Raw genomic sequence first — 24,989 nt, 5'->3', positions numbered from 1 at the left:
TTCCCCGTCCGCCGTGCCGTTCGGGGCGGCGGGGGAGCGGGACGCGGCCAGGGGCACCCACCACCGCCCCTGGGGGCAACGGGGTCTGCCCGGCCGCCTCCTGACGGGGGCAGCGGCCCCTCCTAGCGTCGGGGCGTGAGCCTTTGGACCTCTTTGGAACCTGCTTCTGCGACCGTTGACCCCGGAGACAGCACCACGGTGCGGCTGCGGGTGCGCAACACCGGTGACATCGTCGACGAGTACCACTTCGAACCGGTGGGTGACCTCGCCCCCTGGACCACGGTCGAGCCGAGAACGCTGCGGCTCTACCCGGGGACGACCGGCACCGTGGAGCTGACGTTCGCACCGCCGCGTACGCCGGACGCGACCGCCGGCCCGAATCCGTACGCGGTACGGGTCACGCCGACGGAACATCCGGACGCCGTCGTCGTCCCCGAGGGCAACCTCACCATCACCCCCTTCTCCGAGGTGCGCGCCGAGCTGGTGCCGCCGACGGTGAAGGGGCGGTTCCGGGGACGGCCCAAGCTCGCCGTGGACAACCTCGGCAACACCAAGGTGACCGCGTCCCTCGGCGGCAGCGACACCGGGGACCGGATCTCCTACGACCTCCAGCCGGGCAACGTCCAGATCGAGCCGGGTCGGGCCGCCTTCGTGAACGTCACGCTGCGGCCCCGGCAGATCACCTGGTTCGGATCCAAGCAGGAGCAGCCGTACGTGCTCTCGGTGCGGCGCTCCGGGGCCGAACCGAAGGACGTGGACGGCACTTTCGTGCAGCGCGGGATCCTGCCGGGCTGGCTGGCCACCACCTTCGGGCTGCTCGTCGCGGTGGCCATCGCCTTCGTGATGATCTGGATCTCGTACCAGCCGCAGGTGAAGAGCGTGGCGCGGGAGAAGCCCGTGGAGGCCGGGAAGATCAAGCCGGTCAGCCCCTCCGCCCCCATCAGCAGCGCGCCGCCGCCGTCCGACAAGAAGGACGACGAACCCGCGGACAAGCCCGAGGAGAGCCCGAAGGAGAAGCCGGAGGACGGCGGTGGAGGCGGCGGGGGAGACGACTCCGAGGAGGACGAGCCCGAGGAGCGGACCGCGGCCGACGCGGTGCGTGAACTCGCCGCGAACGGCGAGGGCCGGCACATCTGCTACCGCGCCTACGTGCAGGACGACGGCTGGCAGGACCCGGTGTGCGACGGGGCCGAGGCCGGAACCGTGGGCGAGGACAAGCCGATCCGGTCCCTCAACATCGCGGTGTCCGGCACGGGCGGCGTCAACGCCACCGCCGCCTACGTGACCGAGCACTGGCGCGCGGGGGACGACTGGAAGAACGCGGGGGACACGGAGGACCTGTACATCGGGGACAAGGACTCGAACCACCCCATGGAGGGGTTCAGCATCAGCGTCCCCGACGGCTCCGTGTGCTTCGAGGCGTACGCGAAGGACACGGAGTGGATCCAGGAGGTGTGCACCCCGGAGGGCAAGGACTTCTACGCGGGCGCGCCGATGGAGGAGGACCGCCAGCTGGAGGGCATCCGCCTCAGGGCCTGATCCGGCCCGCTGCGCACGGGTGAGGGGGCGGACGGCAGCCGTCCGCCCCCTCACCAGCTCGCTTCCCCCGGCACCAGGCGCCCCGCCTTGCGGTACTCGCGGCGGGCGCCCTCCCACAGGTCGGCCGCCGCGACCGGCCCGTCCCGGCCCGCGGCGAGATAGGCGGCGGTGACCACCGCGCTGCGGATCGAACCGCCCGCCAGCTCGAACTCCTCGGCCAGGGAGCCGACGTCGATGCCCTCGGCGCGGGGCACGTGCGACAGCCCGTGCCGCCACAGCGCGAGCCGCTGACCGGCGTCCGGGAAGGGGAAGTCGACCACCAGGTCGAGACGGCGGGTGAACGCGTCGTCGATGTTGGCCCGCAGATTGGTGGTCAGCAGGGCGATGCCGTCGAAGGACTCCAGGCGCTGCAACAGGTAGGCGCTCTCCATGTTGGCGTACCGGTCGTGGGCGTCCTTGACCTCCGAGCGCTTGCCGAAGACGGCGTCGGCCTCGTCGAAGAGGAGCACGGCGTCCGTGCGGTCGGCCTCCGTGAAGATCCGTTCGAGGTTCTTCTCGGTCTCGCCGACGTACTTGTCCACGATCGAGGACAGCTGGACCACGTACAGGTCGACACCGAGGTCGGCGGCGATCACCTCCGCGGACAGGGTCTTGCCGGTGCCGGACTCGCCCGCGAACAGCCCGAGCACGCCGTGCCCCCGGCCGCCGCCCGCGCTGAGCCGCCAGTCGCCGAGCACCCGGTCGCGGTGGCGGGCGCGCAGGGAGAGCTCCCGCAGCTGGGCGAGGGGCGCGTCGGGCAGGACCAGGTCGCCCCAGTCCACCGCGGGACGGATCCGCCGGGCGTGCTGTTCGAGCCCCGACGCCGACTGCTGCCGCGCGGCGAGCCGCACGTGGCAGGCGGCGAGCGGGGCCCCGTCGAACGCGGCCAGGGCCAGGGCCGCGCGCGCGGCCCTGGCGATGCGCTCACCCCCCAGGTGGTACGGGGCGACGGTGGCGGCCAGGTCGAACCCGTCGGCGTCCGGGCCGAGCGCGGCCCGCCAGGCGACCGTCCCTCCCGCCGCGTGCCGGGGGGCCTGGAGCACCAGCGGGTCGTGCGCGGACCACTGCGGGTCGTAGGGGCGGGGGTCGGTGAGCAGCACGGTCACGTCCGCGGCCGCGGTCAGCTCGGCCACCATCGGGCCGGGGTGCTCCGGCAGGCCGCACACCACGACCGCGCGGCCGCTGAGGCGGGCCTCCCGCAGCAGCTCGGGCACGCGGTCCGCGCAGCCGGAGAAGGACAGCGCGCCGAGCCCCGCCGCGTGCAGGGCGGAGGCGAGAGCGGCCTGTGCGTCGCCCGCGCGGTGCTCCCGCAGATAGGCGCGCACGGGCCCGTCGCTCAGCCGGGCGGCGAGCCGCCGCACGAACGGCTCGTCGTCATGCCCGGCGGACCGCGGATCCGGCAGGCCCCGCAGGAGGCCGAGGAGCGCGGCGTCCGGTGTGTCGTCGCCCAGCAGATGGGCGGTGATCCGGTCCGGAACACGCAACGAGCGGGTGAGCAGCGGGCGGTCGGCGTCCTCGACGGTCACGAGCCCCAGGGCACGCAGCGGCCCCGACGGATGGAAACGGGCGCGCGCGCCCGGCAGCTGCGCGGGCGTGCCGCACAGGTCGAGGGCGAGCCCCACGGTGGCGCGGCGGCGGCTCACGTCGTCGTTGAGGTAGCCGTAGAGCGGCTCGAAGGCGCGGTCGAGGTCGGGCGCGAGGGCGATGAGCAGCACGGCGGTGTCGAGGTCGGTGAGGCCGAGGCGGGCGGCCGTGCGGGCGAGGCGGTCGTCGGGGCCGCCGTCCGGGCCGTCAAGGCGTACGTCCCCGTCGGGTGGCGCGGCCTGCGGGGCGCGCAGCAGTCGGCTCACGGCCTCCTGGGACACGTACAGGCCGCGCAGTGGGTCGTGCGCGGTGGGGTCGTCGGCGGAGCGGTGCGCGACCAGGGCCGTGACCGACTGCCGCAGCGCGGCGAGGCGGCCGAGCAGGAGGCGCGCCGGATCCGGGGCGCCGGGGCGCTCGGCCGCGGGCGACGGGGTGCCCAGGGACGAGGTGCTCATGGCTGCTCCGTGCGGCTCCCCGCCGCCTGCTCGTGCGCGGCGCGGGCGGCCGCCACCTGGTGGGGCCGATGGGCGCGCTCCGTGGAGGCGGCCGGGGTGCCGTCCATCCCGCTCACCCGGACCGTCGCGCCCTCCGTGACCGGGGGACCCGCGTCGTAGTCGGGGTAGGCCGGGAACGGGACCGTCACCGCGAGGTCCACGGAAGGCTTGAGTTCGCCGCCGAGCGCGGACCAGACGTCGGCGAGGGAGCGGGCCTCCGTAGGGAAGTCGCCCACCGCCATCGGCACCGCGAGGCCGAGGCGCCCGAGCGCGCCCGGCAGTTCGTCGGCGGGGACCAGCTCGTGGGGCAGCAGCGTCGCCAGGACCGCGGACAGCAGCCGGTGCTCGTCCTGCGGCGTCTTCGTCCAGGCCGTCACCAGGTAGGAGAGCCGGAACCAGCGCGGGGGCCTGCGGTGGCGCACGACGACGGCCCGGTCGTCCCGCAGCGCCGTACGGCCGCGCTGGCGCCGCGAGACGTCCTCCCGGATGTCGTACAAGTAGGCGTTGACCACGGGAGCGTTGCGCCGGGCCGCCCAGTCGCGGGTGGGCACGTCGAAGGAGACGTCGATGCCGGAACCGGCGAGCGTCCCCCCGCCGATGAGGCCCTTGAGGACCTCGTCCACCTCATGAATCACTCTGCATCACTCTCGCGCTCCCGCCCGGCGTCCGCGCCCTGCCGACTGTTCGGGCCCGGCCCTCGATGGTGCTCCCCGCGCTCACCGGATCGCAGGCACGGCGGGGACGGCGGCGGGGCAGTGCGGCTGCCCCCAGGGGCGGCCCGGATGGCCCGGCCGGTCAGATGTAGCCCTCGCGGAGCGCGTAGGCCACCGCGTGCGCCCGGTTGCGCAGGTGCAGCCGGGTGGTGAGGCCGTGCATGACGTTCTTGACGGTGCGTTCGGAGTACGACAGCTTGAGGGCGATCTCCGAGGTGTCGAGGCCCTCGGCGACGAGCCGTACGACGTCCACCTCGCGCTGGGTGAGCCCGAGGAAGCCGCCCGGCTGGTCGGCGCAGCCCCGGTGCAGGCGTCCCACCTGGCTGATGAGCCGTCCCAGCAGGTCAGCGGGTAAGTCCCCACCGCCCTTGGCGGCGGTGAGTACGGCCTGCACGAGACGGCGGGCGGTGGCCTCGCGGCGCCAGACGATGGCGCCGACGCCGCATTCGATGACGTCCAGGAGCTCGTGCTCGCGGACCGTGCCCACGACGAGCACGGCGCGCGTGCCCTCGCTGCGCACGGTGCGGCGCAGCCGGGCGAGCGCGCCCTCGTCGAGCACGTCCTCGATGAGCAGGGCGACCGTGGCGGGACCGGGGTCCTCGGACAGTTCGATCTCGGGGTAGCGGCGCAGCTGGCTGAGGACTCCCTCGCGGCTGATCGGATCGGGAGCGGTGACGGTGATCCGGACCCGGTTCGGCTTCGGTGCGGAGGTCACGGGGGCCGGGGACGAGGTGGACAATCGGAATCCTCAATTCAGCGACTGCGGCTGCGACCGCGGCTGCGACCGCAGCTGGGGCCGGGCGCCGCCGGTGCCCGGAAGGCCGGCGGCGCCCGTGGGGGTCAGGAGCAGGGCTTGTAGAAGTGCTTCCAGCCGCTCTTGGGCATGGACGGCGGCTCGGCCGGGGTGCCCGTGGCGCCGTACCGCTGCTGCTGCTCGTAGTCGTACTTGCCCGGTCCGCTGCTGGCCTTCGTCAGGCGCACGTTCCGCTCCCAGACGCCGTCACCGGCGTTGCTGAGGAGCGCGAGGTCCGGGTACGCGTCGCCGCCGTAGTTGGCGACCCGGAGCTCCTTGACCTCGGTGGAGTCGCCGATGTCCAGGTGCCGGGTGCGCGTGGAGCTCAGGTTGGAGCGCTTGAGCGGCCCGGGACGGTAGTCCGCGACGCGGGCCGTCGCGGGGTCGTCCACGCCGGACGGCTTGACGATGTTGACGACGACGTCCAGCTTGCCGTCGTTCTGGAAGTCGGCGACAGCGGCGGTCGCGACCTCTCCGGTGCGCGCGCCGACGAGCTTGCTGACGTTCTGCTTGCTGCCGAACGTGCCGTCGGCCTTGCCCCACTGGACGGTCATCTTGGTGCCGGTGTGGCCGGGGTTGCTGATCCTGTCCGCCCGGCCGTCGCCGTCGAGGTCGCCGAGCAGCGTCGTGGTGCCGGACAGACACGCGGCCGCCGCCCGAGCGGCCGCGCCCGACCGTTCCGCGTCGCCCGAACCCGACGACCCGGCCGCGCTGGCCTGGTAACCGGCGACCGTCAGGGTCAGGGCGACAGCCGCGACCGGCGCGGCGATCAGACGTGAGCGCTTGCGAAACATCTACGAACTCCTCAAGTGATTGCTGCTCTGTCGTGCTCCCGAACCGGGCTTCGCCCCGCGTCCCGTGCGGTGAGGAAGCCCGACGCCGGACGTAGGGACCCGTCCGATGAGCACCCTTCGAGCATGTGCGCTCACCTGCCCCGACCGCCAGGAACGCCGGGAAGTTGGGGACAGTGGAACGCCAAAACAGGCCCTGGCCAGGGGAAACGCGAGTCGCCTGGAATGCGGGCGTGGGACGCTTCGCACCGCGCGAAGAACAGCGGAAGAACAGCGGAAGATCGGCTTCACAAGCTTCCCGCACCTCAGGCAACCAGTCCTGCCGCGAGGTGCTCTAACTCTGTTTGAGGGGAGCGTCCACCGGGAGCGGCACCAGGGCGCGGAAGCCCGCGCAGTGCTCGAGCGCGTCCTCGCGGGAGCACGTCAGCAGGCCGCGCAGATAGGCGCGGGCGACGTCCAGACGGGCCATCTCGGACTCGATGGCGGCCAGTCGGGCGGTGACCGTCTCCCGCCAGTGGGGAGTCTCCGCGTGCGCGGCGAGGAGCGCGCCGATCTCGTCGAGGGACATCCGCCCGGTGCTCCGCCACAGCCGGATGAGCGCGATCCGGTAGCACTGATCGGCGCTGTAGTGGCGCTGCCCGGAGCGCCGGTGGGGCGTGAGGAGTCCGCGGCGCTCCCAGTAGTGCAGCGTGGACACGGGCAGGTCGAAGTGGTCGGCGACGCGCCGGATCGAAGCCAGGCCGTTCATCGCGCCAAGCGAAGCCAGGTCGTTCATCGCGCCAGTTGAACTCAACCCCGGTTGAGCGGGCAAGGTCGCCTGACCGAACGCCGGAGGCCGCCGCTCCCGTTGCCGACCGCGGCCGCGCTCACGAATGAGGATCCCTATGTCGATAAAACTTGGAGTCTGCCTTCCGACCTTCGCGGCGCGTGGCGAAGGGAGCCTCCGGGAGATCCCCGCCCTGGCCCGCCACGCCGAGCAGGTCGGCCTGGACGCGGTGTGGGCGGGCGACCGCCTGTGCGCGCGTACCCCGTTCCTGGAGAGCGTGGTCGCGCTGAGCGCGGCCGCCGCGGCCACCGAGCGCGTGCGGATCGGCTTCGCCGTCATGCTCCTGGCGCTGCGGCCGCAGGCCTGGGCGGCCAAACAGCTGTCGTCGCTGCAGTACCTGTCCGGCAACCGCGTGGTCCTGGGGGTCGGTGCGGGCGTCCACCCCGAGGACTGGCCCCTCGGCGGGGTCCCGTTCGCCGGGCGCGGCCGCAGGACCGATGCGGTGCTGCGGGCGCTGCCCGAGCTGTTCGCGGGCAGGCCGACGGCCTTGCTGACCGAGCCGGACGGGCCGGTGCTGACGCTGGACCCCGCTGTTCCCGCGCCACCGGTGTGGGTGGGCGGCATGTCCGACCGCGCGCTGCGGCGCGCCCTGGACCACGGCGTCGGCTGGCTCGCGTCGCTGCTCGAACCCGTGCGCCTTGGCGAGCGGGTCGGCAGGCTGGCCGAGCTGGCGGCCGAAGCGGGCACGCGGGCACCCGAGGTCGGTACCACGGTCTTCGCCGCCCTGGGCAGCGACCCCGAGGAGAACCGTCGGGAGAGGCGGCGCCTGGTCCGCCATCTGCGCTCGCTGACAGGGGAGGAGGGGCTGTCCGAGCAGCAGGCTGCCCGCCTGGTCGTCAGTGGCCCTCCCGAGCTGCTGGCCGAGCGGCTCGACCAGTACCGCGGGGAGGGTGCGAGCACCTTCGTCGTCAATCTGTCCGGCGGGGGCCTGCGTCGGCAGTACGACCTGCTCGCCCGCACCCGGGAGCTCCTGCTGTGCTGAGCCGGCGCACCCGCTCCCCGGAGTGGGAACGGCCCGGCACGGCGGCCGTCAGCGCGTCGCCCACACGAGCACGCCCCCGACGACGAACAGCAGCAGGACGGCGGCGTTGGTCCGTCTGTAGGCGGCGAGCAGGGCGGTGAACTCGCGGATGGTCGCGTTCGGCCAGAAGTACGTGGCGGTGGGCGAGCCCACCACCTGCCCCCGGATCCCCATCCGCCGGGCGGTGAGGGCGGCGCGGAAGGCGTGGTAGTTGTTCGTGACGATGACGCACCGGTAGTCGGGGTTCGCCTTCTCCATGATCGCCTTGCTGAACCGGAGGTTCTCCTCCGTCGTCGTCGACTTGTCCTCCCGCTGGATCAGGTCCTCGGGGAAGCCCCGGTCCGTCAGATAGGCGGCCATGGCGTGGGACTCCGGCAGGTCCTCGTCGGGCCCCTGCCCGCCCGAGGTGATCACGGCCGGGGAGTTGCCGCGCCTGGTGAGCCGCGCGTGCACCTCCCGGGCCCGGTCGAGACGGCTCGCGAGCAGGGGCGGAACGGTGGACCCGCCGATCAGGCCCGAGCCGAGCACGACCACGTAGTCGGCCTTGCGGCGGACGTAGAGACGGCCGTAGAGGAAGGAGTAGCCGACGAAGCACAGGAACAGGAACGAGAGGTAGCAGGTCAGGCCGAGGGCCGTCGCACCCACGCCGAGCAGCACCGGCGTCCCCGCCACCGCCGCCGTGATCAGCAGGGCGATGACCGAGAGCACCGCCACCGCGGCCATCAGCGAGAACAGGTTCGTGAGGCTGCGGCCCTCCTTGCGCACCATCTGCAGGCCGTTGAGGAAGAGCAGACACGTGAGCAGCAGGATGCCGAGGGCCCCGACCGCGAGGAACGCCCCGGCGACGAGCGTCCCCGAGGCCGAACCGGACCTGATCAGCTCCGCGACCCACGCGACGAGGGCGCTGAGCGCGGTGAGACCCAGGAGGACCGCGTTGCTGAACTTCCGGCGCTCACGCAGCACCCGCCAACAGAAGACCAGGAAGAGCAGCACGGCCGGCGCGTATACCCACACGCGCACAGCGTAGGCGGCCCGGCACGAGCCGACGGCCGTTCCCGCAGCACACCACCGCCACGGGCCCGGGAGGGCGGGGCGGATGTCGTAGGTTGTCACCTTTGTCCGGCGTACGGTCTCCGGGGACGTGTGCACAGGGGCGCAGCGGGAACGCGGTGCTGCGCGGCGGACGGGGCGCGGCCCGGGGACACCGGACAGCAGGTTCCCGGCCGCGCGGACGAAGGAGGCGGCGATGGCGACGGACGACCCGGTGGACGCGCGGGCCGGCACGATCACGACCTCCGTGCCCGCGCGCCTCGACCGGCTGCCGTGGTCGCGCTGGCACTGGACGGTCGTCATCGGGCTCGGCACCGTGTGGATCCTGGACGGCCTGGAGGTGACGGTCGTCGGCAGCATCGCGAGCCGCCTGTCCGAGGAGGGCAGCGGACTGCCCGTCAGCGCGGCGCAGGTGACGGGCATCGCCGCGGCCCTGTACGTGGCGGGCGCCTGCTCGGGCGCGCTGTTCTTCGGCTGGCTCACCGACCGCTACGGCCGCAAGAAGCTCTTCCTGATCACCCTCGCCGTGTATCTGGTGGCGACGGCGCTGACCGCGGTGTCCTTCTCCAGCTGGTGGTTCTTCGCCTTCCGCTTCCTCACCGGCTTCGGCATCGGCGGCGAGTACGCGGCCATCAACTCCGCCGTCGACGAGCTCATCCCGTCCCGGTACCGGGGCCGCGTCGACCTCGTCATCAACGGCAGCTTCTGGCTGGGCGCGGTGGGCGGTGCCCTCCTCTCGGTGCTCGCGCTCGACACCGACCTCTTCGCGATGAACGTCGGCTGGCGGCTGACCTTCGCCCTCGGCGTCGTCCTCGGCCTGGTGATCCTGCTGGTGCGGCGGAACGTGCCGGAGAGCCCGCGCTGGCTGTTCCTGCACGGCCGCGGCGAGGAGGCGGAGGAACTGGTCACCGACATCGAGGAGCGGATCACGGCCGAGACGGGCCGCCCGCTCCCGGCAGCCGAGGGCGAGATCACCGTCCATCCGCGCGCGGGCATCGGCTTCGGCGTCATCGCCCGCACCGTCCTGTCCACCTACCGCAAGCGCGCCGCCCTCAGCTTCTCGCTCTTCATCGGCCAGGCCTTCCTGTACAACGCGATCACGTTCGGCTTCGGCGCGATCCTCACCACGTTCTACGACGTGCCGAGCGGCTCGACGGGCTACTACTTCGCCGTGATGGCGGTCGGCAACTTCCTCGGGCCGCTGCTCCTGGGCCCCCTCTTCGACACGCTCGGCCGCCGCGTCATGATCTCCGGTACGTACGTGCTCTCCGGGCTGCTGCTCTTCGGCACCGCCTGGCTCTTCGACGGCGGGCACCTCACCGCGAAGACCCTCACGGCGTGCTGGTGCGCGGTCCTCTTCTTCGCCTCCGCCGGGGCCAGTTCGGCCTACCTCACCGCGAGCGAGATCTTCCCGATGGAGACCCGCGCCATGGCCATCGCCTTCTTCTACGCCATCGGCACCGCGGCGGGCGGCATCAGCGGCCCCCTGCTCTTCTCGAAGCTGACCGAGACGGGCGTCGTCGCGGACACGGCCCTCGCCTTCCGGATCGGTGCCGCCCTGATGACCCTGGCCGGTCTGGCGGCCGCGGCCCTGGCCGTCAACGCCGAACGCCGCTCCCTGGAGGACATCGCGGCCCCCCTGTCGACCGCGGCCCCGACGGGCGCGCGGAGCTGATCCCCCTCGGTGCCCCGACGGAGGTCCCGGCCGCTCGGCGCGCCGCGTGCGCAACCCCGCCGGAGCGGGTGGGCGAGGGCGGGGCGGGGGAGGATCACTGGCGGGTGGTGTCATCCATGTCCCCATGCTCCAGGAGAGTGACCGTGCGCACCTTGAGCTTCGTCATCGGTACCGGCCGCAGCGGCTCGACCGCGTTGTCCCGCATCCTCAACTCGCACCCGGACGTCCTCAGCCTCAACGAGTTCGTGGCCTCCGTGGGCGACGCGGCCTTCCCCGAAGGGAAAGTGACCGGTGAGGAGTTCTGGCAGGCGCTGTTCCGGCCCGCCCCGCACTTCGAGCGGATGATCCGCAGCGGGGTGCCGCTGCCGGAGTTCCTCTACACGCGCCGCCCCGGACGGTACGCGTCGGAGACCACCGGCATCCCCGCGCTCTCCCTCATGGTCCTGCCCCACCTCACCGACGACCCCGACGGCCTCCTCGACGAGCTCGGCGCGGCGGTCGCCCCCTGGCCCGAGCGCACCGCCGCCGAACACCACGAGGCGCTGTTCGACCTGCTCCGCGCGCGGTTCGGACGCACCGCCGTCGTGGAGCGCTCCGGCTACTCGACCGGCCGGGCACCCGTGCTGCGGGCCGCCTTCCCGCAGGCACGGTTCGTGCACCTGTTCCGCGACGGCCCGGACTGCGCCCTGTCCATGAGCCGCCACACCGGCTACCGCGCGATCTCCCTGCTGCGCGAGATCAAGGCGAGGGCGGGCGTCGAGGACCTCGCCGACCTGACCGAGGCACACGTACGCGCGCTGCCCGCGGACCTCTCGCCGCTGCTCGGGGACCGCTTCGAGGCCGCTCTCGTACGCGACCGGCCCATCCCCCTGCGGACGTTCGGCCGCCTGTGGTCGGAACTCGTCACCGAGGGCGCGGAGTTCCTGGACCGGCTCCCCGCCGATCAGCGGGCCACGCTCGCCTACGAGGACCTCCTCGACGCTCCCCGCGAAGAGCTGACCCGGCTGGCCGCGTTCGTCGGTGTCGCACCGCTCCCGCAGTGGCTGGACGGCGCCTGCGCGCTGCTCGACCACGGTCGGCGCGGCTCCGCCCGGGCGCTGACGGACGCGGAGTTCGACGAGCTGAGGGAGAGCTGCGCCGCGGGCACCCGCGTCCTGGCGGGGCACCGGGGCCGGTGAGCCGGACGCGCGAGCGCCTTTTGCAGGGCGATTCTCGGACAGCGGCGGAAGATCCCGTTGCTCCGCCCACGCCTGCGTGTGACGGTCGGCTGGCACGTGCAGCGGATCGAAACGAAGGAGCAAGAGATGAGCATGCAGCGGACCCGTCTGGTACCCGCCGTCGCGGCCCTGGTCGTCGGCGGCCTGCTGGCCACCGGCACGGCCTCGGTCGCGAGCGCGGCCGACACGACGGCGGCGCACGGCGCCACGACGGCGGCGGGCCCGGCGACGGAACAGCGCGTCCCGCTCGGCTCCCTGCCGCCCGAGGAGCAGGAGCAGCTGCGGCAGATCGCCGCCGCGATCTGGCCGGACCAGGCCGCGGGCTGGGACATGAACACCGACGTCGCCGACGTGCTGTCCCAGGCCACCGGTGAGATCCTGCGCTGTTCCGAGGCGTTCGCGCTCGTGCCCAGACCCCCGGCGTTCCTGCCGGGGCTCAGCTACCTGCGCAACTACTGGAAGCAGCTGCGCGACTACTTCCTCGTCGTCAAGGAGAACCGCACCTACCGCATCTGTGTCGTGAACGTGGCCCGGAACTACCGGACCGCCATGGAGATGGCCTCCATGGGCATCTGACTGACCGCGCCGATGCCCGGGACCCCCCGGGCATCGGCCTGTGGTCAGCCCTTCGCGCAGAACTCCGCTTCGAAGACGTCCTCGTAGGGCTTGCCGTCCTCCAGCCAGTCGCCGTTGAGGTGGAAGGTCAGGGTGTGCTTGCCGTCGGCCGTGGTCGCCGTGCTGGTCAGGGAGCCCCAGACGATGCCGTCGTGGCCGTAGACCTTCACGCCGCACGACAGGGTGCGGACGATGAGCCCGGCGCCGTAGTCGAAGAAGGTGCCCGTCTTGACCGTGTCCAGGAGCTCGCGCTGCTGGGCGGCAGGCAGCAGCTCACCCTTGAGGAGCGCGCTGTAGTAGCGGTTGAGGTCGCCCGTGGTGCTGATGATCTCGCCGGTCGCGCCCGACCACGCCGGGTTGTACTCGGTGGCGTCGTAGATCTCGGGCCCGGGGTTCGCCGCGTACAGCTTGGAGTACCCGACCGCGTACGGGGCGGGCATCTTGGGGTCGGTGCCGGGGAAGCTCGTCCCGCGCAGCTTCAGGCGCTTGAGGATGCGCCGCTCGGCCTCGTGCGCGTAGGTGTTTCCCGTGACCTTCTCGATGACCATGCCCGCGAGCACGAAGTTGGTGTTGGAGTAGTTCCAGCCGGTGCCGGGCTCGAAGTCGGGCTTGTATGTGAGCGCGAGACCGACGATCTGCTGCGGCGTCCAGGCGTCGTAGCGGTGGGCGAGGAAGCCGGGGCCGTTCATGTGCTCCCGCCACTCCGGCGTGGACACCATGTCGTGCACGCCGCTGGTGTGGTTGAGGAGTTGACGCACCGTCACCTTGGTGCCGTCGTAGCCGTTGCCCTTGAGGACGCCCGGCAGCCAGCGCTCGACGGAGTCGTCCAGGCTCAGCCTGCCCTCGGCCTCCAGCTGGAGGAGGACCACGGAGATGAAGGACTTGGTGTTGCTGCCCGCCCGCAGGTGGTCCGCGGGGGTGCGCTTGCGCTGGGTCGCGGTGTCGGCGTAACCGGCGGACCCGAACCACTTGCCGCGCGGCCCGCTCACCTCGGCGGCCACGCCCGGCATCCCGGCCCGCTCGAGCGCGTTGAGGGCCTGCTGGGTCGCGTCGTGCCGGCCGGCCTCCTCGGCCGCGCTCCCGGTGCCGGTGGCGCAGGTGAAGGCCATCGCCGCGCCGATCGCCACGGCCACACCGCGCAGAAAGGCCCGGCTCTTCCGCGTCGCACGCTTGGACATGCGTAGTCCCCCCAGGGTCGATGAAGATCATTTGACTGGGGAAGTGTACGGGTGTGCGACGACCGCGCGGGTGGCTACGGGGCCCCAACGCGGAAGTCCGTGCCACCCCTACGAGCCGTAGGAGCCGCGCCACGGCTTTCGGCGCGTCCGGCTATGGCCGGTCCTGGTCGTCGGGTGGTGCCGCGCGGTCGTCGATGGCGATGGTGACGGGCTGGTTGTCGGGGTGTGGTGTGGCGGCGAGGGAGCGCACGGTGGCGGCGACGCGCTCGTACAGGTGGTGGGCGATGGCCGCGGTGCCGGGATCGACCCCTGTGGCGTGCTGGGTGTCGCGGAGACGCGTGAGGGTGGCGACGAGGCTGAGGCCGGACACGTCGACGGTCACGGTCCCGTGCTCTTCCTTGACGGCTCCGGGGATGTGGAAGTGGCGGTCCTGCCCGGCGTGCGCCACGAGGAACGCCCAGGTGTCCCGGTGCACTTGGAGCGTGGCGGCGGAGATGCCAGCGGCCTTGCGGAGGAGGTCGGTGTGAGCGCTGCCGTTCTCGCCCGGATGGCCGTTGCCGTTGCCGTAGTCCTCGTCCTCATCGTCCTCGTCGGGCGCGGGCGCGGAGACGGGCGCGGACACGGTGTGGGGCCGCTGTGGTGCGGGCCCCGCACGGTTGAGCTCGGTGAGGGCGGCGCGGATGGCGACGAGTTCGGCGTGGATCCGGGTGAGCGGGTCGCGGACGGTGTCGCTGCCGCGATCGAGCCCGTCCCGGACGACGGACCGGATCTCGGCGAGCCCGGTGGTGATGGCGGCGTTGGCGTCCTGCCGGGCCTGGTCGACGGCGTGCTGCTGGCTGTCGACGCGCTGCCGCAGCTCACCGAGTTCCCGCAGGATCTGCCGCAGCGGCTCGCTGTGGTCGGGCCCCTTGTTGAAGAACGGCATGCGCCCCCCTCTGCCTGGTGGAAAGGGCAAGCGTCGCGAGGGGCGGACACGCCGACAAGCGCGCGATCCGGCCAGGACCGGCGGCGGCCCTCGTTCGCTCGGATGTGCGGTGCCGGGATCGCCTGTACGGAGGGGGCTTCTGCGGTGGGCTGAGGCCGTCCTGGTCGTAGCGGTCGAGGAGGTGCGGGCCGGTGGACGCGGAGTCGGATCGCGGGTTGGCGGCGCTGGCGCCGGAGATTTCCGGGCTGACCGCCGCGCTGATCCGGTCGGCGGCCGGAGCGGAGCCGCCGGGGCGGCACCGGCGCTCGCCCCGTCAATGCTGGGCGGAACTCTCCCCGGTCTCGTCCCGGGCGTACTTCTCCTTCATCTTCTTCACCCGGCGCTTGAACGTCTCCTGCGGGATGAACAGCTTGTCCGCCACGGAGTTGGCGGACACCGGGTGCTCACTCTCGAACATGATCCCGTACAGCGAGCGGTCGAATCCCTCGGTGAGGACATTCTCCTTGGGATTCCACTTCTCGATCTCCTTGCCCTTCTTTCCCTGGTTCTTCCTCTTCAGCTCCAGCCAGCCGCTGCGGAACCCCTCGGGCATGGCTGCCTCGATCGCGCCTTCCGCCCCCGGGACCTCCTTCATCGGGCGGGCGAGCTTGCGCGTGTTCTGACCGGTCCTGCCCAGCTGTTTCGTCATGGCCGGCAGGGAGACGCGCAGACGCTGCCGGATGGGATGGATGAGCTCGGGGTCCGCCCTCGTCAGTTCCTCGATCTTCCGGCGCAGGGCGTCGGGAAAGACCGTCCCGAACTTTCCTCCGCTGTCCGTGCGTTGTTCGACCACCTTCCAGAAATCCGCACCGGCCGCTGTGCGCAACTGGGGCACGATTTCCCCTTCGAACCGTGCCTGCCGCCTTTCCTGTTCCTCCCGCGCACGCTGTTCCCTGTTGTCGGGCGCGGACTCGAGGGCGCTCGTCCCGGCTGTCTCCTTCGTGTCCCGGAGGGACAGCTGGCGGAAGTTGGCCTCCAAGGCGCCCCGGGTGCCCCCTGCCGCGGCGGGGTCCTCGACCTCGCTGGTGGAAGGGGTGTCCAGCGGCCCCTTGAGCCCCGCGTTGCGCGGATAGAGGCGCCCGGTCCTGCCGTCCGCCGTCGTGTACTTCTTGAGCTGCTTGCGCTGTTCCATGCCGCCCTCGGCGCCCACGACAGGCTCGTGAACTCCCTCTTCGGGGAAGGCGGGTGCGGGCGTGGCCCCGCTGGGCGCCGCGGCGAACATGCGGCCGTGGCGCACCTGCTCTCCGAGGTGGCCGTCCACGGACTCCGTGGTGTCCGCGTCCTGCCCCGGGAAGCTCTGCGTGGCGGTTTCGACGGCGTTGATGAAGTAGTGATTGCCCCTGTCGTTGTAGCGGATGTCGATTCCCATCTCGTTCTTGAAGTAGTTCAGAAGACCGAGGCAGGCCTGACACGGTCGTTTCCGGCCGCGGATCAGCACGTCGCCCTCGGCGTTCTCGCCGGTGATGTCCGCGTTGTTGAGCATCATCAGCAGCTTCTGCTCCGCGTGCTGCACCCCGTCGGATCCGCTGTTGTACAGCAGATACGCATATCCCGAGGCCTTGGCGGAGAGCAGCATGGCCAGGTGCTGCCGGTAGGCGGGATCCTCCGCGAGTTCATTGGAGACATCGACCTTGCGCACGTGCTTCACGCCCCGCAGCGCCTGGAGGGCGCGGTTGTCCCGTACGAACGGACCGGTCTGCGCGGCGGCGTCGCCGTCCACGTCCATCGGCGTGCCCGGCTGTTCCTGCCCTGACGGACGGAGACCCTCACCGATCTTCAAGCGCGCCTGCCGGTCGCGGTACGCGCGGTCGGGGTCCTCGCCCTTCGACGGCGCCCGCCCGGCGTCTCCGTCGCCCGTCCTGCGGCGCTTGGCGCTCGTGTGACCGCTCGCCGGTGCCGGGCGCTTGCCCCGTTCCGCCGGTGCCTCCTCCGCGTCCTCCTCCAGGTCCGCCTCGTGGCCCTCGTCGTTGAAGTCGGTGGTCAGGACCTCCCGCAGCCGGTGGCCCGGCGCGTCCTGCGCGGTCGCCCCGTCCTGCCTGGCGTCGTCGAGGAGCCACTGGTGGAGCAGGTCCAGGGAGGCGTCCTGATTGGCGGTGACGACCAAGTGGCCGTTGTACAGCATGACCTGGACCTCCTGGTTCGGGTCACCCACCATCTGCACGCCCTGCGGCTTCGCCTGCTTGCCGTCCTCCTTCCGGCCCCTCCGCCGGGCCTGTCGCTCCTGGTGCTCGACGGCGTTGTACAGCGCCCGCGCGATGTGCCGGAGGCTCTGTTCGTCCGGCTGGTGCTTGTAGGAACGCGGGTACCGGACGGTGATCTCGTCGCGGACCCGGCCCCACGACCTGTTCGGCTGCTCACAGGTGTGCTGTCTGCCGATCTCGGCGATGGCCTTGGCGCGCTGCTCCCACGAGGCCTCGCCACCGCTCCCCGACGCCTTCCCCTTGCCCTTCTTGTCCTTGACCCGGGCCACGACCGGGGTGCCGCTGGAGGGTGCCCGGGACCCCCGGGTGGCGTCGACCATCCGCGCGATCACGTGATTGCCGACCAGGCCGGTCAGCGCCACGGCCCGCGCCGGGGTGATGGGCCCCTGGCCGACATCGACGGGAGGCACGGCCGCCGCCCGGGGCAGCGGCTGCGCCTTGCCCGCGCTCTTGTTCTCGTTTCGCTCTTCGTGCCGCCGCATGACGTGTCCCGTCCGGTCGCCTTCGGGCCCACAGCCGTACGGAATGTGCCCCTTCCCGAGGTCGGCCGGCAGCTCCTGGTCCGGACCGCCCTCGCCACGTCGTTGTAGTCAGCCACGCCCGGAAGCCGGGAGGGCCCTGAGGGCATGCCTGAGGGCAGACCGGCCGGGTCCGGCGGGCTTCCGCCGACAGGGTCTGGCCGGGATCCCTATCGCGATATAGCGTTAGCCTTCGACGCGCGTGACCGCCGGTGTCGCGCGGAGACGTTCGACAGGACCAGGACGGAAACATGTCGGGAGAGATCTCACCCACCGGGAAGTCCGCCGGGCCCGGCTCGTCGCCCGCGCTGCGTGCCTCGCACGCGGACCGGGACCGCGTGGTGGAGGTGCTGCGCGTCGCGGCGGGGGACGGCCTGCTGACGGGGGACGAGCTGGACGAGCGCCTCGAAGTCGCCCTGTCTGCGCGGACCTTGAGCGAACTGGCCGCGCTCACCGCCGACCTGCCGCCCGCGTCGGCCGGAGCCGACACGGCCGCGGTGGAGGCCAAGGACGTGGTGCGGTTCGAGCAGGTCCACAGCGGCGCGATCGAGCGCACGGGACGCTGGGTGGTGCCGCGGAAGCTGGAGCTCGCGGTCATGTACTGCGCCGTCACCCTGGACTTCACCGACGCGGTGATCACGCACGACACCCTGCGGATCGACGTAGGCATGACGGGCAAGACCCTGACGCTGATCACGCGGCCGGGCGTCGTGGTCGATACGGACGGGCTGCACCTGGTGCACAGCAAGGTCAAGCACCTTCAGGCACCGGCGGACCCGGGCACGCCGGTCACCCTGCGGGTGGAGCTGGTCGGTCAGAAGGCGCACGGCCGCGTGGTGGTGCGGCCTCCGCGCCGGACGTTCGGACAGTGGCTGCTGCGCAGGCCGGCGTCCCTGGCCACGGGCGCGTGAGGTCACCACCGGTAGAGCGGGAGACCCGGCCCGCGGACGGGGCCTCCCGCTCGCCCTCGGCTCAGAGTTCCACGCCGAGCGGTCGTACGGGTACTGCTGCGCTGGTGCGCTCGGGGAAGCCGGCTACTTGCCCGGGCACGGCTTCCAGGCGAGTCGGTAGACGCTGCTGACCTTGGCGTCGGTCGAGTCCATGGTCATGAAGCTCGTCCTGCCGGGGTCCGAGGACCCGAGCAGGACCCGCAGCTCGGTGTTGACGTTGAGGTTCCGCCTGGAGCCGCACGGCGCCCAGTCCAGGTCTTCCCACGGTTTCGAGTCGGTCGCTTGCCAGTTGTCGGCGTACGGGCCGCGCCATCGGTGACTCTCGGACGTGGTGTCGGGTGAGCCCTGGAAGTAGTACGACGCCTTCTCGACGCCGTTGGCACCGGACTGCAGTGAGGCATAGCCGCGGTAGTCGACGCTGGCGATCGCGTAGGTGTAGTCCACCGGGGCGTGCACGATCAGGCTGAGCTGGCAGTTCTTGCGGAAGTCGACGGGATCGGACTGCTCTCCCGCACTGGCGAGGTAGTCGCTGTAGGTGACGGTGAACGCCGAGTTGTCCGGGGCGGCCGCCACGGCGACCGTGCCTTCCCGACAGCCTGATCCGTTGACCGTGGCGACCTCGACCCGGATTCTCTCGGCGGGCGGTTGGGGAGTCGTGGGGACGTCTTGGGACGTGCTGGGTGGAGCCAGAGCCATGGCGAACAACGCAGTCAGCGCGCCGCTCGCGAAAAGTCCACCGGCCATGGTTTTCCTATCGCGTTGATGGAGCCTGGATCCTGAAGGTGACATGAGCGGTTTCAGGAGCGGGGGCATGTGCCCACGAGGAATCAGGTGGGGCATGCCAAGCGGGCGGGCATGGGGGACGAGCGGGCCGCCCGCTGACTGAGGGCCTCAGGCGACACGAATGGTACGTACCAAGAGTGCGGGTGCCTAGGGGAAGTTCGGCCAAGTACGGCGCCGGAAGCGCCTTCAGATCCGTGGGCGTTCTGCCGGTGCGCGACGGGGCGCGAGAGACGCGGCGTCTGCTTCCTGGTGGGGCTCTCGCGCCGCCGGTCGAACCGGTCCGTCCTCCCGTGCGGATCCCGCAGGCGTACGGGAGTACGTGATTCGAGGGGCACCGGCCCGGTACAGCCGTCGTGGCGGCCATGCGGTGCTTAGGGTACGCGGGTGAGCACCGACCGGAACGCGCTCTTCGACGGCTGCGGCGAGCGCGGGAGCCGCGGGGGATTCATCGCCGAACCGCTCACCGCCCGCTGCCGCGGCCTCGCCGAGCTGGCCCAGCACGCCTGCGTGGGGATCAGCCCGTTCAACTCCTACTTCAAGCGCGCACGCGTCGCGGAGCTCTGCCAGTGGGTGCTGCCCCGCTTCGAGCGGGTCCACTTCCATCTCCCGGACGGCCCCTCCCAGTACACCCTCACCGCTACGGGCATGGCCGCGGACAAGGCCAGAAGGCGGGCGCACGAGAACGGGCTGAAGATGCGCAACCGCATCCGCGACGGTCTCGCCCGCACCGGTGGACACGCCACCGGGCACGCCACGGGACCCGCCGCCGGGCTCGCCACCGGGCACGTGGACACCGACCCGTTCCTGCTCGACTGGGAGCACCTGCGGGCGAACGAGGCCTTCCAGGAGCTGCACCGGCAGGCACGGCACTGGTTCGCCGCCGACCCGGCCTTCCGTGCCATGTGCCTGGACGCCTCGCGCCGCGTGCTAGCCCACCGCATGCCCGGCGAGCCGGCCGAGGGGCAGGTCGAGGAGGCGGTGCGGTACTTCCTCGCCGACATCCCCCTGCTCATCGACACCCCGCGGATCGCGGGGGTGGAGACCTCGGTGTACGTCTACCACCGCACGACGCCGTTCGTCGAAGCCCTCTTCGCGCACCGCCTGCCCTGGTCGCCCAGCCCCCACCAGGGCTATCTCGTCCTGCGCCCGGACGAAAACCGGGCGACAGCGGGGGCCCCGGAAAACTAGCGTCCCCGGGCATGACCTCTTCACTCGAACGTCCCCCCTTGCTGGCCGACGAACGCACCGCGCTCGTCGGCTGGCTGGATCTCCAGCGGCAGATCCTGCGCAGGAAGTGCGCGGGCCTGAGCGAGGCGGACGCGCACCGCTCCGTCCTGCCCACCTCGCCCGCGATGACGATGGCCGGGCTCGTCCGCCACATGCGGTGGACCGAACACACCTGGCTCGAGGTGCTCTTCCTCGGCGGCGACGAGACGCGGAACCCGTCCTTCGACGAGACGGACGAGGACGCCGACTGGCGGACCGAAGGCATCCCGCTGGCACAGCTGCTCGCGGAGTACGAGGCCCAGTGCGCCCGGAGCAACGAGATCGTGGCCGCGGCCTCCCTGGACGACGTCGGCCGCCACCGCGGCTTCCGCTCCGGCGGCGCCAACCTCCGCTGGATGCTCGTCCACCTCGTGGAGGAGACCGGGCGGCACGCGGGCCACGCGGACATCGTGAGGGAACTGCTCGACGGGACGAAGGGGTACTACTGACCCGTCCGTCGCGACCCCGGTGACGGCGCGGCGTGCGCCCGGGGTGGCAGTCGGCTCGCCAGGGGCGCGGGAACCCCCGGCGCGCCTCAGCTCCCTCGGTCCACCGCCCGCAATCCGTCGACGCCCGGACGGCGGGTCGGGTACGCATGAGGGGGTCGCGCCGACCGGAGCGATCTCGCCGCGCGCCACGAGCGGGCGGCGGACCCAATGAACGGGCAGTGGGGGGACCACATGGCCATCATCGTCACCTTCGAAATCCCCGGCGTCGGACAGGAGCTCTACGACGCCGTCATCGACCGCCTCACCGACGGCGGCGAGTTCACCTCGCTCGCCGACATTCCCGCACCCGGACTGATCTCCCACGTGGCCGGGCCGGTCGACGGCGGCTGGCGGGTCGTCGACGTATGGGAGTCCGAGGAGGCGCTCGAGAACTTCTCCAAGATCCTCCAGCCGATCCTCGCCGACCTGGGCCACGCCGACGGCGAGCCGCAGATCATCCCGGCGCACAACGTCGTCACCGGCTGACCGCACCGCCCAGCGCTCCACCGCGGCCCGGCGCGCCCGCGCCGGGCCGTTCGCGTTCGCGTGCGCGGTCGGGGCCGATTGTCAGTGGCACCTCCTACGGTTCGAGCAGTGGGACCCGCCGGAACGGCCGTGGGTCCGCTCTGGGGAGGGGTCTGCCATGTCTGGGTCCGCCATGTCCGGTGCGCCGGAGTCGACGACGTATCTGGAGCTGTCGCAGGACGGCGGGGGCGCGCACAAGTTCTACGAGGTGACCGTCGCGGGCCAGTCGGTGACGGTGCGGTACGGGAGGATCGGCGCCGACGGACAGACGCAGAGCACCACGTTCGCCACGGCGGAGAAGGCCCGTGCCGCCGCCGCGAAGAAGGTGGGCGAGAAGGTCCGCAAGGGGTACGCCCCCGCGATCCCCGGGCAGCGCGCCCCGCGTCCGGTGACGCGGCGCCAGGTGACCTCCGCCCCGTCCACCGCGCGGTCCGTGGCTCCGGTCCTGTGGCGGTTCCGCACCGGCTCCTCGGCGTTCGGCATCCACGTCGACGCCGACCACTGCTGGGTCGGCAACCAGTCGGGGGACGTCTACACCCTGGACCACGACGGCGGCGTCCTGGCCAGGTTCAGCCTGCCGGACGGCGTGAAGTGCCTGGTCGCCGACGACTTCTGGATCTACGCGGGCTGCGACGACGGCCGGGTGTACGACCTGTCGTCGAAGCTGCCCTTCGCCGCGTACGACATCGCGGCGGACGTCGACATCTTCTGGCTCGACATCCACGAGGGCCTGCTGAACGTGTCGGACCGCGAGGGCCGGCTCACGGTCATCGACCACGAGGACGAGCACCAGTGGGCCCGCCGCAGCGGGGGCGAGCACGCCTGGATGGTCCGCGCCGACGGCCGGGCCGTCTACCACGGCCACTCCCGGGGCGTCACCGCCTACGCGCCCGACGGGGGAGGCGAGTTGTGGCACACCTCCACCCGTGGCGGTGTGCTGTTCGGCTGGCAGGAGGACGAGGCCGTGTACGCGGGGACCGCGCACCGCGCCGTCCAGCGCCTCGCCAAGGCCACCGGCGCCGTCGAGGCCACGTACGCCTGCGACAGTGCGGTGTACTCCTGCGCGACCTCGCCCGGCGGCCGGTTCGTCTTCGCCGGTGACGCGGCCTCGTCCGTGTACTGCTTCGACCGGGACGGCACCCGGCTGTGGAAGCTCGGCACGGGCGGCGGCTCGGCCCTGTCCATGCAGTACCACGACGAGCGGCTGTACTTGGTGACCACGGACGGCTCACTGGTGTGCGTGGACGCGAGCGACGCGGCCGTCTCCGCCGCGGAGCAGGGCACGGTCCCGGTCGCCCGGGACGTCAAGCTGGCCGCCGCGGTGCCCACCTACGCGCCGGGCAGCGCGGCGGCCGCGGTGACCACCGTCGCCCACGCCCCCGCCGGAGCGGTCGTCGTCGAGTGCGTCCAGGAGGGCGGCCGACTGCGCGTGCACGTGGTGTCCGAGGGCTACGACTCCTCCTGGAGGGTCCAGTTCCCGCGCGCCATGCGGGAGCCCGGGGCCCGCTACGCCGTGGCCGCCCTGCACGCGGCGGCGGGCGGGTTCTACCGCGTGCGCGGGGAGATCCAGCGGCTCCTGTGACCGGCCGGGCGCGGCGTGGCCGCCCGCGCGGGCGACCACGCCGCGCCCGTGGACCGATGCCCCGGCCCGTCAGTCGGCGGGCTTGCCCGGCTCGTCGTGGGTCGAGCAGTGGATGCCGCCCCCGCCGGAGGCGATGGTGTCGATGCGGACCGGCACGACGTCCCGCTTGGGGAAGTGGTCCTGGAGGATGCCGCGCGCGCGGTCGTCGGCCTTCCGGTCGCCGAACTTCGGCATGAACACCGCGTCGTTGGCGATGTAGAAGTTGGCGTACGTCGACACGAAGTCGTCGCCCTCGCCCGTGATCCTGTCGAGGTCGGGCTGCGGCAGGTCGACGATCTCGAAGCGCCGCCCCCGGGCGTCGGTGGCCTTGCTCAGCACCGACCGCGCCTGGTCGGCGGAGCGCGACCAGGAGTCCGGGGGAGTGCCGGGGAACGCCTGGTCCAGCAGGACGACGCCGGGTTCGGTGAACCGGACGAGGCTGTCCACGTGCGCGTCCGTGATGTCCTCGCCGCGGACGCCCGCCAGCCAGATCACCTTCTCCAGGCCGAGGGTTTCGAGCAGCTCGTCCTCGATCTGGTCGCGGGTCTTGCCGCGGTTGCGGTTGTCGTTGACGATCGAGCTCTCGGTGATGAGCAGGGTGCCCTCGCCGTCGGTCTCGAAGGAGCCGCCCTCGGAGACGAGCGGCGCCTTGACGCGGGGGATGTCGTACTCGCGCAGGAGCGTGCGTCCCACGCGGGCGTCGTTGGTGTGCTCCTGCTTGTCGCCCCAGCCGTTGAAGTTGAAGTCGACGCCGACGGTCTCGCCGTCCTCCTCCACGAAGACAGGGACGGTGTCGCGGGCCCACAGGTCGTCGACGGCGAGCGGGATGACCTCGACCTGCGAGCCGCACGCCCGCTGCGCCGCCTTCTGCTGGTCGGGCCGCGCCATCATCACGACGGCCTCGTACTCCCCGACGGCCCGTGCGATGCGGGCGATGTCCTCACGCACGTACGGCAGGTCCTCCTCCCAGACGGACGCGAGCGCGGGCCACGACATGAACGTGCGCGTGTGGCTCTCCCACTCCGCGCCGAAGCGGCGCCCGGTGTCCGTGGCCTTGGCCCGCTTGGTGCCGACACCGGTGCCGGTGTCGGATCCCGTCCGTGAGGGCTTGTCGGAGCCGCAGGCGGCGGTGGCGCCGAGGCCCAGCGCGCCGCCGATCGCGGCGAAGGCGCGCAGGGCCGCGCGACGGGAGGGGGAGAGGTGGGACACGGTGCGCTCCGATTCGTGGACCGACGAGCTGTCCAGTGGTGGGGGACAGGCGACTGTGACCCCACTGTGGACCTGACTGGATTTTCAGTCAAACTACTGGGATAGTCTGTCCAAGTTTATGGTGATTCTCGATGGCGTGCGTCGAGGCTCGACGGCGAGTGCGGCCCGGTCGGTCCGGCCTCGACTGAAAAGTAGGTCAGTCCGGTGATTCTTGGTGCGGGTGCACGGGTGCGTCCGTCCCCGTGGGCAGTCGCGACTGCCGGTGCGGACGGCCCCGGCGGCCCGCGGGACAGGCGCTGACAGGTGTCCGGATAGGGTTCATGGTCATGGCGTCACGCAGTACTCAGATCCTGGAAGCGGCCGCGCGGGTGATCGCCCGTCGCGGTGTCCGCGGGCTCCGCGTGGAGGAGCTCGCGGCCGAGGCCGGGGTCTCCACCGGCCTGATCTACTACCACTTCAAGGACCGCACGGGCATCCTGCGGCACACGCTGGAGTTCATCAACGAGCGGGCCGAGCGCTACACCGCCGCGCGCGCCGAGGGCGGCGCGCCGCTCAGCCCCCGGGAGGAACTGGACGAGGCGCTCCTCCTCGAGTTCCAGGACACCCCGGAGGTCCGGGAGAACAGCACCGCCTGGGGCGAACTGCGGGCGAGCGCCGTCTTCGACCCGGCTCTGCGCGAGGACCTGGCCCGGGCGACCCTGGTCTGGGTGCAGGACGTGGCCGGGCTGCTCGGGCGGGTCCGGCCACTGGTGCCTGCGGCCTCGCTCGCCGCCGCCGCGGAACGCCTCACGGCCCTGCTGGAGGGCCTGAGCATGCGCTGGCTGAGCGGCGGTCTGTCCCTGGAGCACGCGCGCGGCCTCGTCCGGGAAGCCGTCGACGCGGAACTGGCCCGCCTCGGCCAGCCGTGACGCGACCCGGTCCGCGTCGCC

General features: G+C 72.1%; 22 protein-coding genes. 11 read left to right on the top strand and 11 right to left on the bottom strand.

Annotated elements, in window-relative coordinates; all coding sequences use genetic code 11:
* Positions 1–135: 135 nt before the first annotated feature.
* Positions 136–1,539 (top strand): hydrolase, encoded by a 1,404-nt coding sequence (locus C9F11_RS02100; protein WP_138957617.1) that lies wholly within the window; start codon positions 136–138, stop codon positions 1,537–1,539.
* A gap of 50 nt (positions 1,540–1,589) precedes the next feature.
* On the opposite strand, the gene C9F11_RS02095 is transcribed toward C9F11_RS02100, so the two are convergent.
* From C9F11_RS02095 to C9F11_RS02075, 5 genes are all read right to left on the bottom strand, one after another.
* Entirely contained in the window at positions 1,590–3,617 is a 2,028-nt protein-coding gene (locus tag C9F11_RS02095) for an ATP-binding protein (RefSeq protein ID WP_138957616.1), read from the bottom strand.
* Complete coding sequence (locus tag C9F11_RS02090; RefSeq protein ID WP_138957615.1) at positions 3,614–4,291, bottom strand: DUF4255 domain-containing protein; 678 nt, start codon at positions 4,289–4,291, stop codon at positions 3,614–3,616. Before C9F11_RS02090 ends, C9F11_RS02095 begins: the two co-directional genes overlap by 4 nt.
* 160 nt (positions 4,292–4,451) lie before the next feature.
* Entirely contained in the window at positions 4,452–5,108 is a 657-nt protein-coding gene (locus C9F11_RS02085) for a response regulator transcription factor (RefSeq protein WP_138957614.1), read from the bottom strand.
* A 101-nt stretch (positions 5,109–5,209) separates the two neighbouring features.
* Positions 5,210–5,956 (bottom strand): VCBS repeat-containing protein, encoded by a 747-nt coding sequence (locus C9F11_RS02080; protein ID WP_138957613.1) that lies wholly within the window; start codon positions 5,954–5,956, stop codon positions 5,210–5,212.
* Between the two features lie 331 nt (positions 5,957–6,287).
* Positions 6,288–6,728: a MerR family transcriptional regulator gene (locus tag C9F11_RS02075; protein ID WP_249401554.1), complete on the bottom strand. Its 441-nt coding sequence runs from the start codon at positions 6,726–6,728 to the stop codon at positions 6,288–6,290.
* A gap of 109 nt (positions 6,729–6,837) precedes the next feature.
* Between C9F11_RS02075 and C9F11_RS02070 the strand changes: the two genes are divergently transcribed.
* Positions 6,838–7,761 (top strand): LLM class flavin-dependent oxidoreductase, encoded by a 924-nt coding sequence (locus C9F11_RS02070; protein WP_138957612.1) that lies wholly within the window; start codon positions 6,838–6,840, stop codon positions 7,759–7,761.
* A gap of 48 nt (positions 7,762–7,809) precedes the next feature.
* Here the strand turns inward: C9F11_RS02070 and C9F11_RS02065 are convergent, their stop codons facing one another.
* Complete coding sequence (locus C9F11_RS02065; RefSeq protein ID WP_138957611.1) at positions 7,810–8,814, bottom strand: YdcF family protein; 1,005 nt, start codon at positions 8,812–8,814, stop codon at positions 7,810–7,812.
* Positions 8,815–9,046: 232 nt separating this feature from the next.
* Between C9F11_RS02065 and C9F11_RS02060 the strand changes: the two genes are divergently transcribed.
* The 3 genes from C9F11_RS02060 (at position 9,047) to C9F11_RS02050 (ending at position 12,318) form a co-directional block, all read left to right on the top strand.
* On the top strand, positions 9,047–10,525 hold the full coding sequence (locus tag C9F11_RS02060) for an MFS transporter (RefSeq protein ID WP_138957610.1): 1,479 nt from the start codon (positions 9,047–9,049) through the stop codon (positions 10,523–10,525).
* Positions 10,526–10,668: 143 nt separating this feature from the next.
* Positions 10,669–11,703 carry a sulfotransferase gene (locus C9F11_RS02055; RefSeq protein ID WP_138957609.1) on the top strand — a complete coding sequence of 345 codons (1,035 nt, stop codon included), beginning with the start codon at positions 10,669–10,671 and terminating at the stop codon, positions 11,701–11,703.
* A 126-nt stretch (positions 11,704–11,829) separates the two neighbouring features.
* The gene (locus C9F11_RS02050; protein WP_138957608.1) at positions 11,830–12,318 is read left to right on the top strand and encodes a hypothetical protein; all 489 of its coding nucleotides are present in this window, start codon (positions 11,830–11,832) and stop codon (positions 12,316–12,318) included.
* A gap of 44 nt (positions 12,319–12,362) precedes the next feature.
* Here C9F11_RS02050 and C9F11_RS02045 read toward each other — a convergent pair whose 3' ends face one another.
* From C9F11_RS02045 to C9F11_RS02035, 3 genes are all read right to left on the bottom strand, one after another.
* The gene (locus C9F11_RS02045) at positions 12,363–13,535 is read right to left on the bottom strand and encodes a serine hydrolase domain-containing protein (RefSeq protein WP_212767788.1); all 1,173 of its coding nucleotides are present in this window, start codon (positions 13,533–13,535) and stop codon (positions 12,363–12,365) included.
* 151 nt (positions 13,536–13,686) lie between these two features.
* Positions 13,687–14,460 carry a hypothetical protein gene (locus C9F11_RS02040; protein ID WP_138957607.1) on the bottom strand — a complete coding sequence of 258 codons (774 nt, stop codon included), beginning with the start codon at positions 14,458–14,460 and terminating at the stop codon, positions 13,687–13,689.
* A 313-nt stretch (positions 14,461–14,773) separates the two neighbouring features.
* The gene (locus C9F11_RS02035; RefSeq protein WP_138957606.1) at positions 14,774–17,182 is read right to left on the bottom strand and encodes a hypothetical protein; all 2,409 of its coding nucleotides are present in this window, start codon (positions 17,180–17,182) and stop codon (positions 14,774–14,776) included.
* 287 nt (positions 17,183–17,469) lie between these two features.
* Between C9F11_RS02035 and C9F11_RS02030 the strand changes: the two genes are divergently transcribed.
* A complete protein-coding gene (locus tag C9F11_RS02030; RefSeq protein ID WP_138957605.1) occupies positions 17,470–18,129 on the top strand; it encodes a DUF1707 domain-containing protein in 660 nt (219 codons plus the stop codon).
* A gap of 123 nt (positions 18,130–18,252) precedes the next feature.
* Here C9F11_RS02030 and C9F11_RS02025 read toward each other — a convergent pair whose 3' ends face one another.
* Positions 18,253–18,912 carry a DUF4360 domain-containing protein gene (locus C9F11_RS02025; protein ID WP_138957604.1) on the bottom strand — a complete coding sequence of 220 codons (660 nt, stop codon included), beginning with the start codon at positions 18,910–18,912 and terminating at the stop codon, positions 18,253–18,255.
* 423 nt (positions 18,913–19,335) lie between these two features.
* On the opposite strand from C9F11_RS02025, the gene C9F11_RS02020 reads away from it, so the two are divergent.
* From C9F11_RS02020 to C9F11_RS02005, 4 genes are all read left to right on the top strand, one after another.
* Entirely contained in the window at positions 19,336–20,139 is an 804-nt protein-coding gene (locus C9F11_RS02020) for a tRNA-dependent cyclodipeptide synthase (protein ID WP_138957603.1), read from the top strand.
* 11 nt (positions 20,140–20,150) lie between these two features.
* Positions 20,151–20,666, top strand: coding sequence for a DinB family protein (locus tag C9F11_RS02015; protein WP_138957602.1), 516 nt, complete (start codon positions 20,151–20,153; stop codon positions 20,664–20,666).
* 231 nt (positions 20,667–20,897) lie between these two features.
* Positions 20,898–21,191: a hypothetical protein gene (locus C9F11_RS02010; protein WP_138957601.1), complete on the top strand. Its 294-nt coding sequence runs from the start codon at positions 20,898–20,900 to the stop codon at positions 21,189–21,191.
* Positions 21,192–21,348: 157 nt separating this feature from the next.
* Positions 21,349–22,812: a WGR domain-containing protein gene (locus C9F11_RS02005; protein ID WP_249401553.1), complete on the top strand. Its 1,464-nt coding sequence runs from the start codon at positions 21,349–21,351 to the stop codon at positions 22,810–22,812.
* A gap of 69 nt (positions 22,813–22,881) precedes the next feature.
* On the opposite strand, the gene C9F11_RS02000 is transcribed toward C9F11_RS02005, so the two are convergent.
* The gene (locus C9F11_RS02000; protein WP_138957600.1) at positions 22,882–24,060 is read right to left on the bottom strand and encodes an agmatine deiminase family protein; all 1,179 of its coding nucleotides are present in this window, start codon (positions 24,058–24,060) and stop codon (positions 22,882–22,884) included.
* 326 nt (positions 24,061–24,386) lie between these two features.
* On the opposite strand from C9F11_RS02000, the gene C9F11_RS01995 reads away from it, so the two are divergent.
* Entirely contained in the window at positions 24,387–24,968 is a 582-nt protein-coding gene (locus tag C9F11_RS01995; protein WP_138957599.1) for a TetR/AcrR family transcriptional regulator, read from the top strand.
* The last annotated feature ends 21 nt before the right edge of the window (positions 24,969–24,989 follow it).

Source organism: Streptomyces sp. YIM 121038 (genome assembly GCF_006088715.1).
Lineage (GTDB): Bacteria > Actinomycetota > Actinomycetes > Streptomycetales > Streptomycetaceae > Streptomyces.
Note: the sequence above shows the minus strand (reverse complement) of the source record. Positions and strands in the feature narration are given on the sequence as shown.

Bases quoted from the DNA above. Each gene is read 5' to 3' on its own strand.
- C9F11_RS02095 (WP_138957616.1), bottom strand. From the start codon at position 3,617: ATGAGCACCTCGTCCCTGGGCACCCCGTCGCCCGCGGCCGAGCGCCCC.
- C9F11_RS02080 (WP_138957613.1), bottom strand. From the start codon at position 5,956: ATGTTTCGCAAGCGCTCACGTCTGATCGCCGCGCCGGTCGCGGCTGTC.
- C9F11_RS02075 (WP_249401554.1), bottom strand. From the start codon at position 6,728: ATGAACGACCTGGCTTCGCTTGGCGCGATGAACGGCCTGGCTTCGATC.
- C9F11_RS02070 (WP_138957612.1), top strand. From the start codon at position 6,838: ATGTCGATAAAACTTGGAGTCTGCCTTCCGACCTTCGCGGCGCGTGGC.
- C9F11_RS02060 (WP_138957610.1), top strand. From the start codon at position 9,047: ATGGCGACGGACGACCCGGTGGACGCGCGGGCCGGCACGATCACGACC.
- C9F11_RS02050 (WP_138957608.1), top strand. From the start codon at position 11,830: ATGAGCATGCAGCGGACCCGTCTGGTACCCGCCGTCGCGGCCCTGGTC.
- C9F11_RS02045 (WP_212767788.1), bottom strand. From the start codon at position 13,535: ATGTCCAAGCGTGCGACGCGGAAGAGCCGGGCCTTTCTGCGCGGTGTG.
- C9F11_RS02040 (WP_138957607.1), bottom strand. From the start codon at position 14,460: ATGCCGTTCTTCAACAAGGGGCCCGACCACAGCGAGCCGCTGCGGCAG.
- C9F11_RS02035 (WP_138957606.1), bottom strand. From the start codon at position 17,182: ATGCGGCGGCACGAAGAGCGAAACGAGAACAAGAGCGCGGGCAAGGCG.
- C9F11_RS02030 (WP_138957605.1), top strand. From the start codon at position 17,470: ATGTCGGGAGAGATCTCACCCACCGGGAAGTCCGCCGGGCCCGGCTCG.
- C9F11_RS02025 (WP_138957604.1), bottom strand. From the start codon at position 18,912: ATGGCCGGTGGACTTTTCGCGAGCGGCGCGCTGACTGCGTTGTTCGCC.
- C9F11_RS02015 (WP_138957602.1), top strand. From the start codon at position 20,151: ATGACCTCTTCACTCGAACGTCCCCCCTTGCTGGCCGACGAACGCACC.
- C9F11_RS02010 (WP_138957601.1), top strand. From the start codon at position 20,898: ATGGCCATCATCGTCACCTTCGAAATCCCCGGCGTCGGACAGGAGCTC.
- C9F11_RS02005 (WP_249401553.1), top strand. From the start codon at position 21,349: ATGTCTGGGTCCGCCATGTCCGGTGCGCCGGAGTCGACGACGTATCTG.
- C9F11_RS01995 (WP_138957599.1), top strand. From the start codon at position 24,387: ATGGCGTCACGCAGTACTCAGATCCTGGAAGCGGCCGCGCGGGTGATC.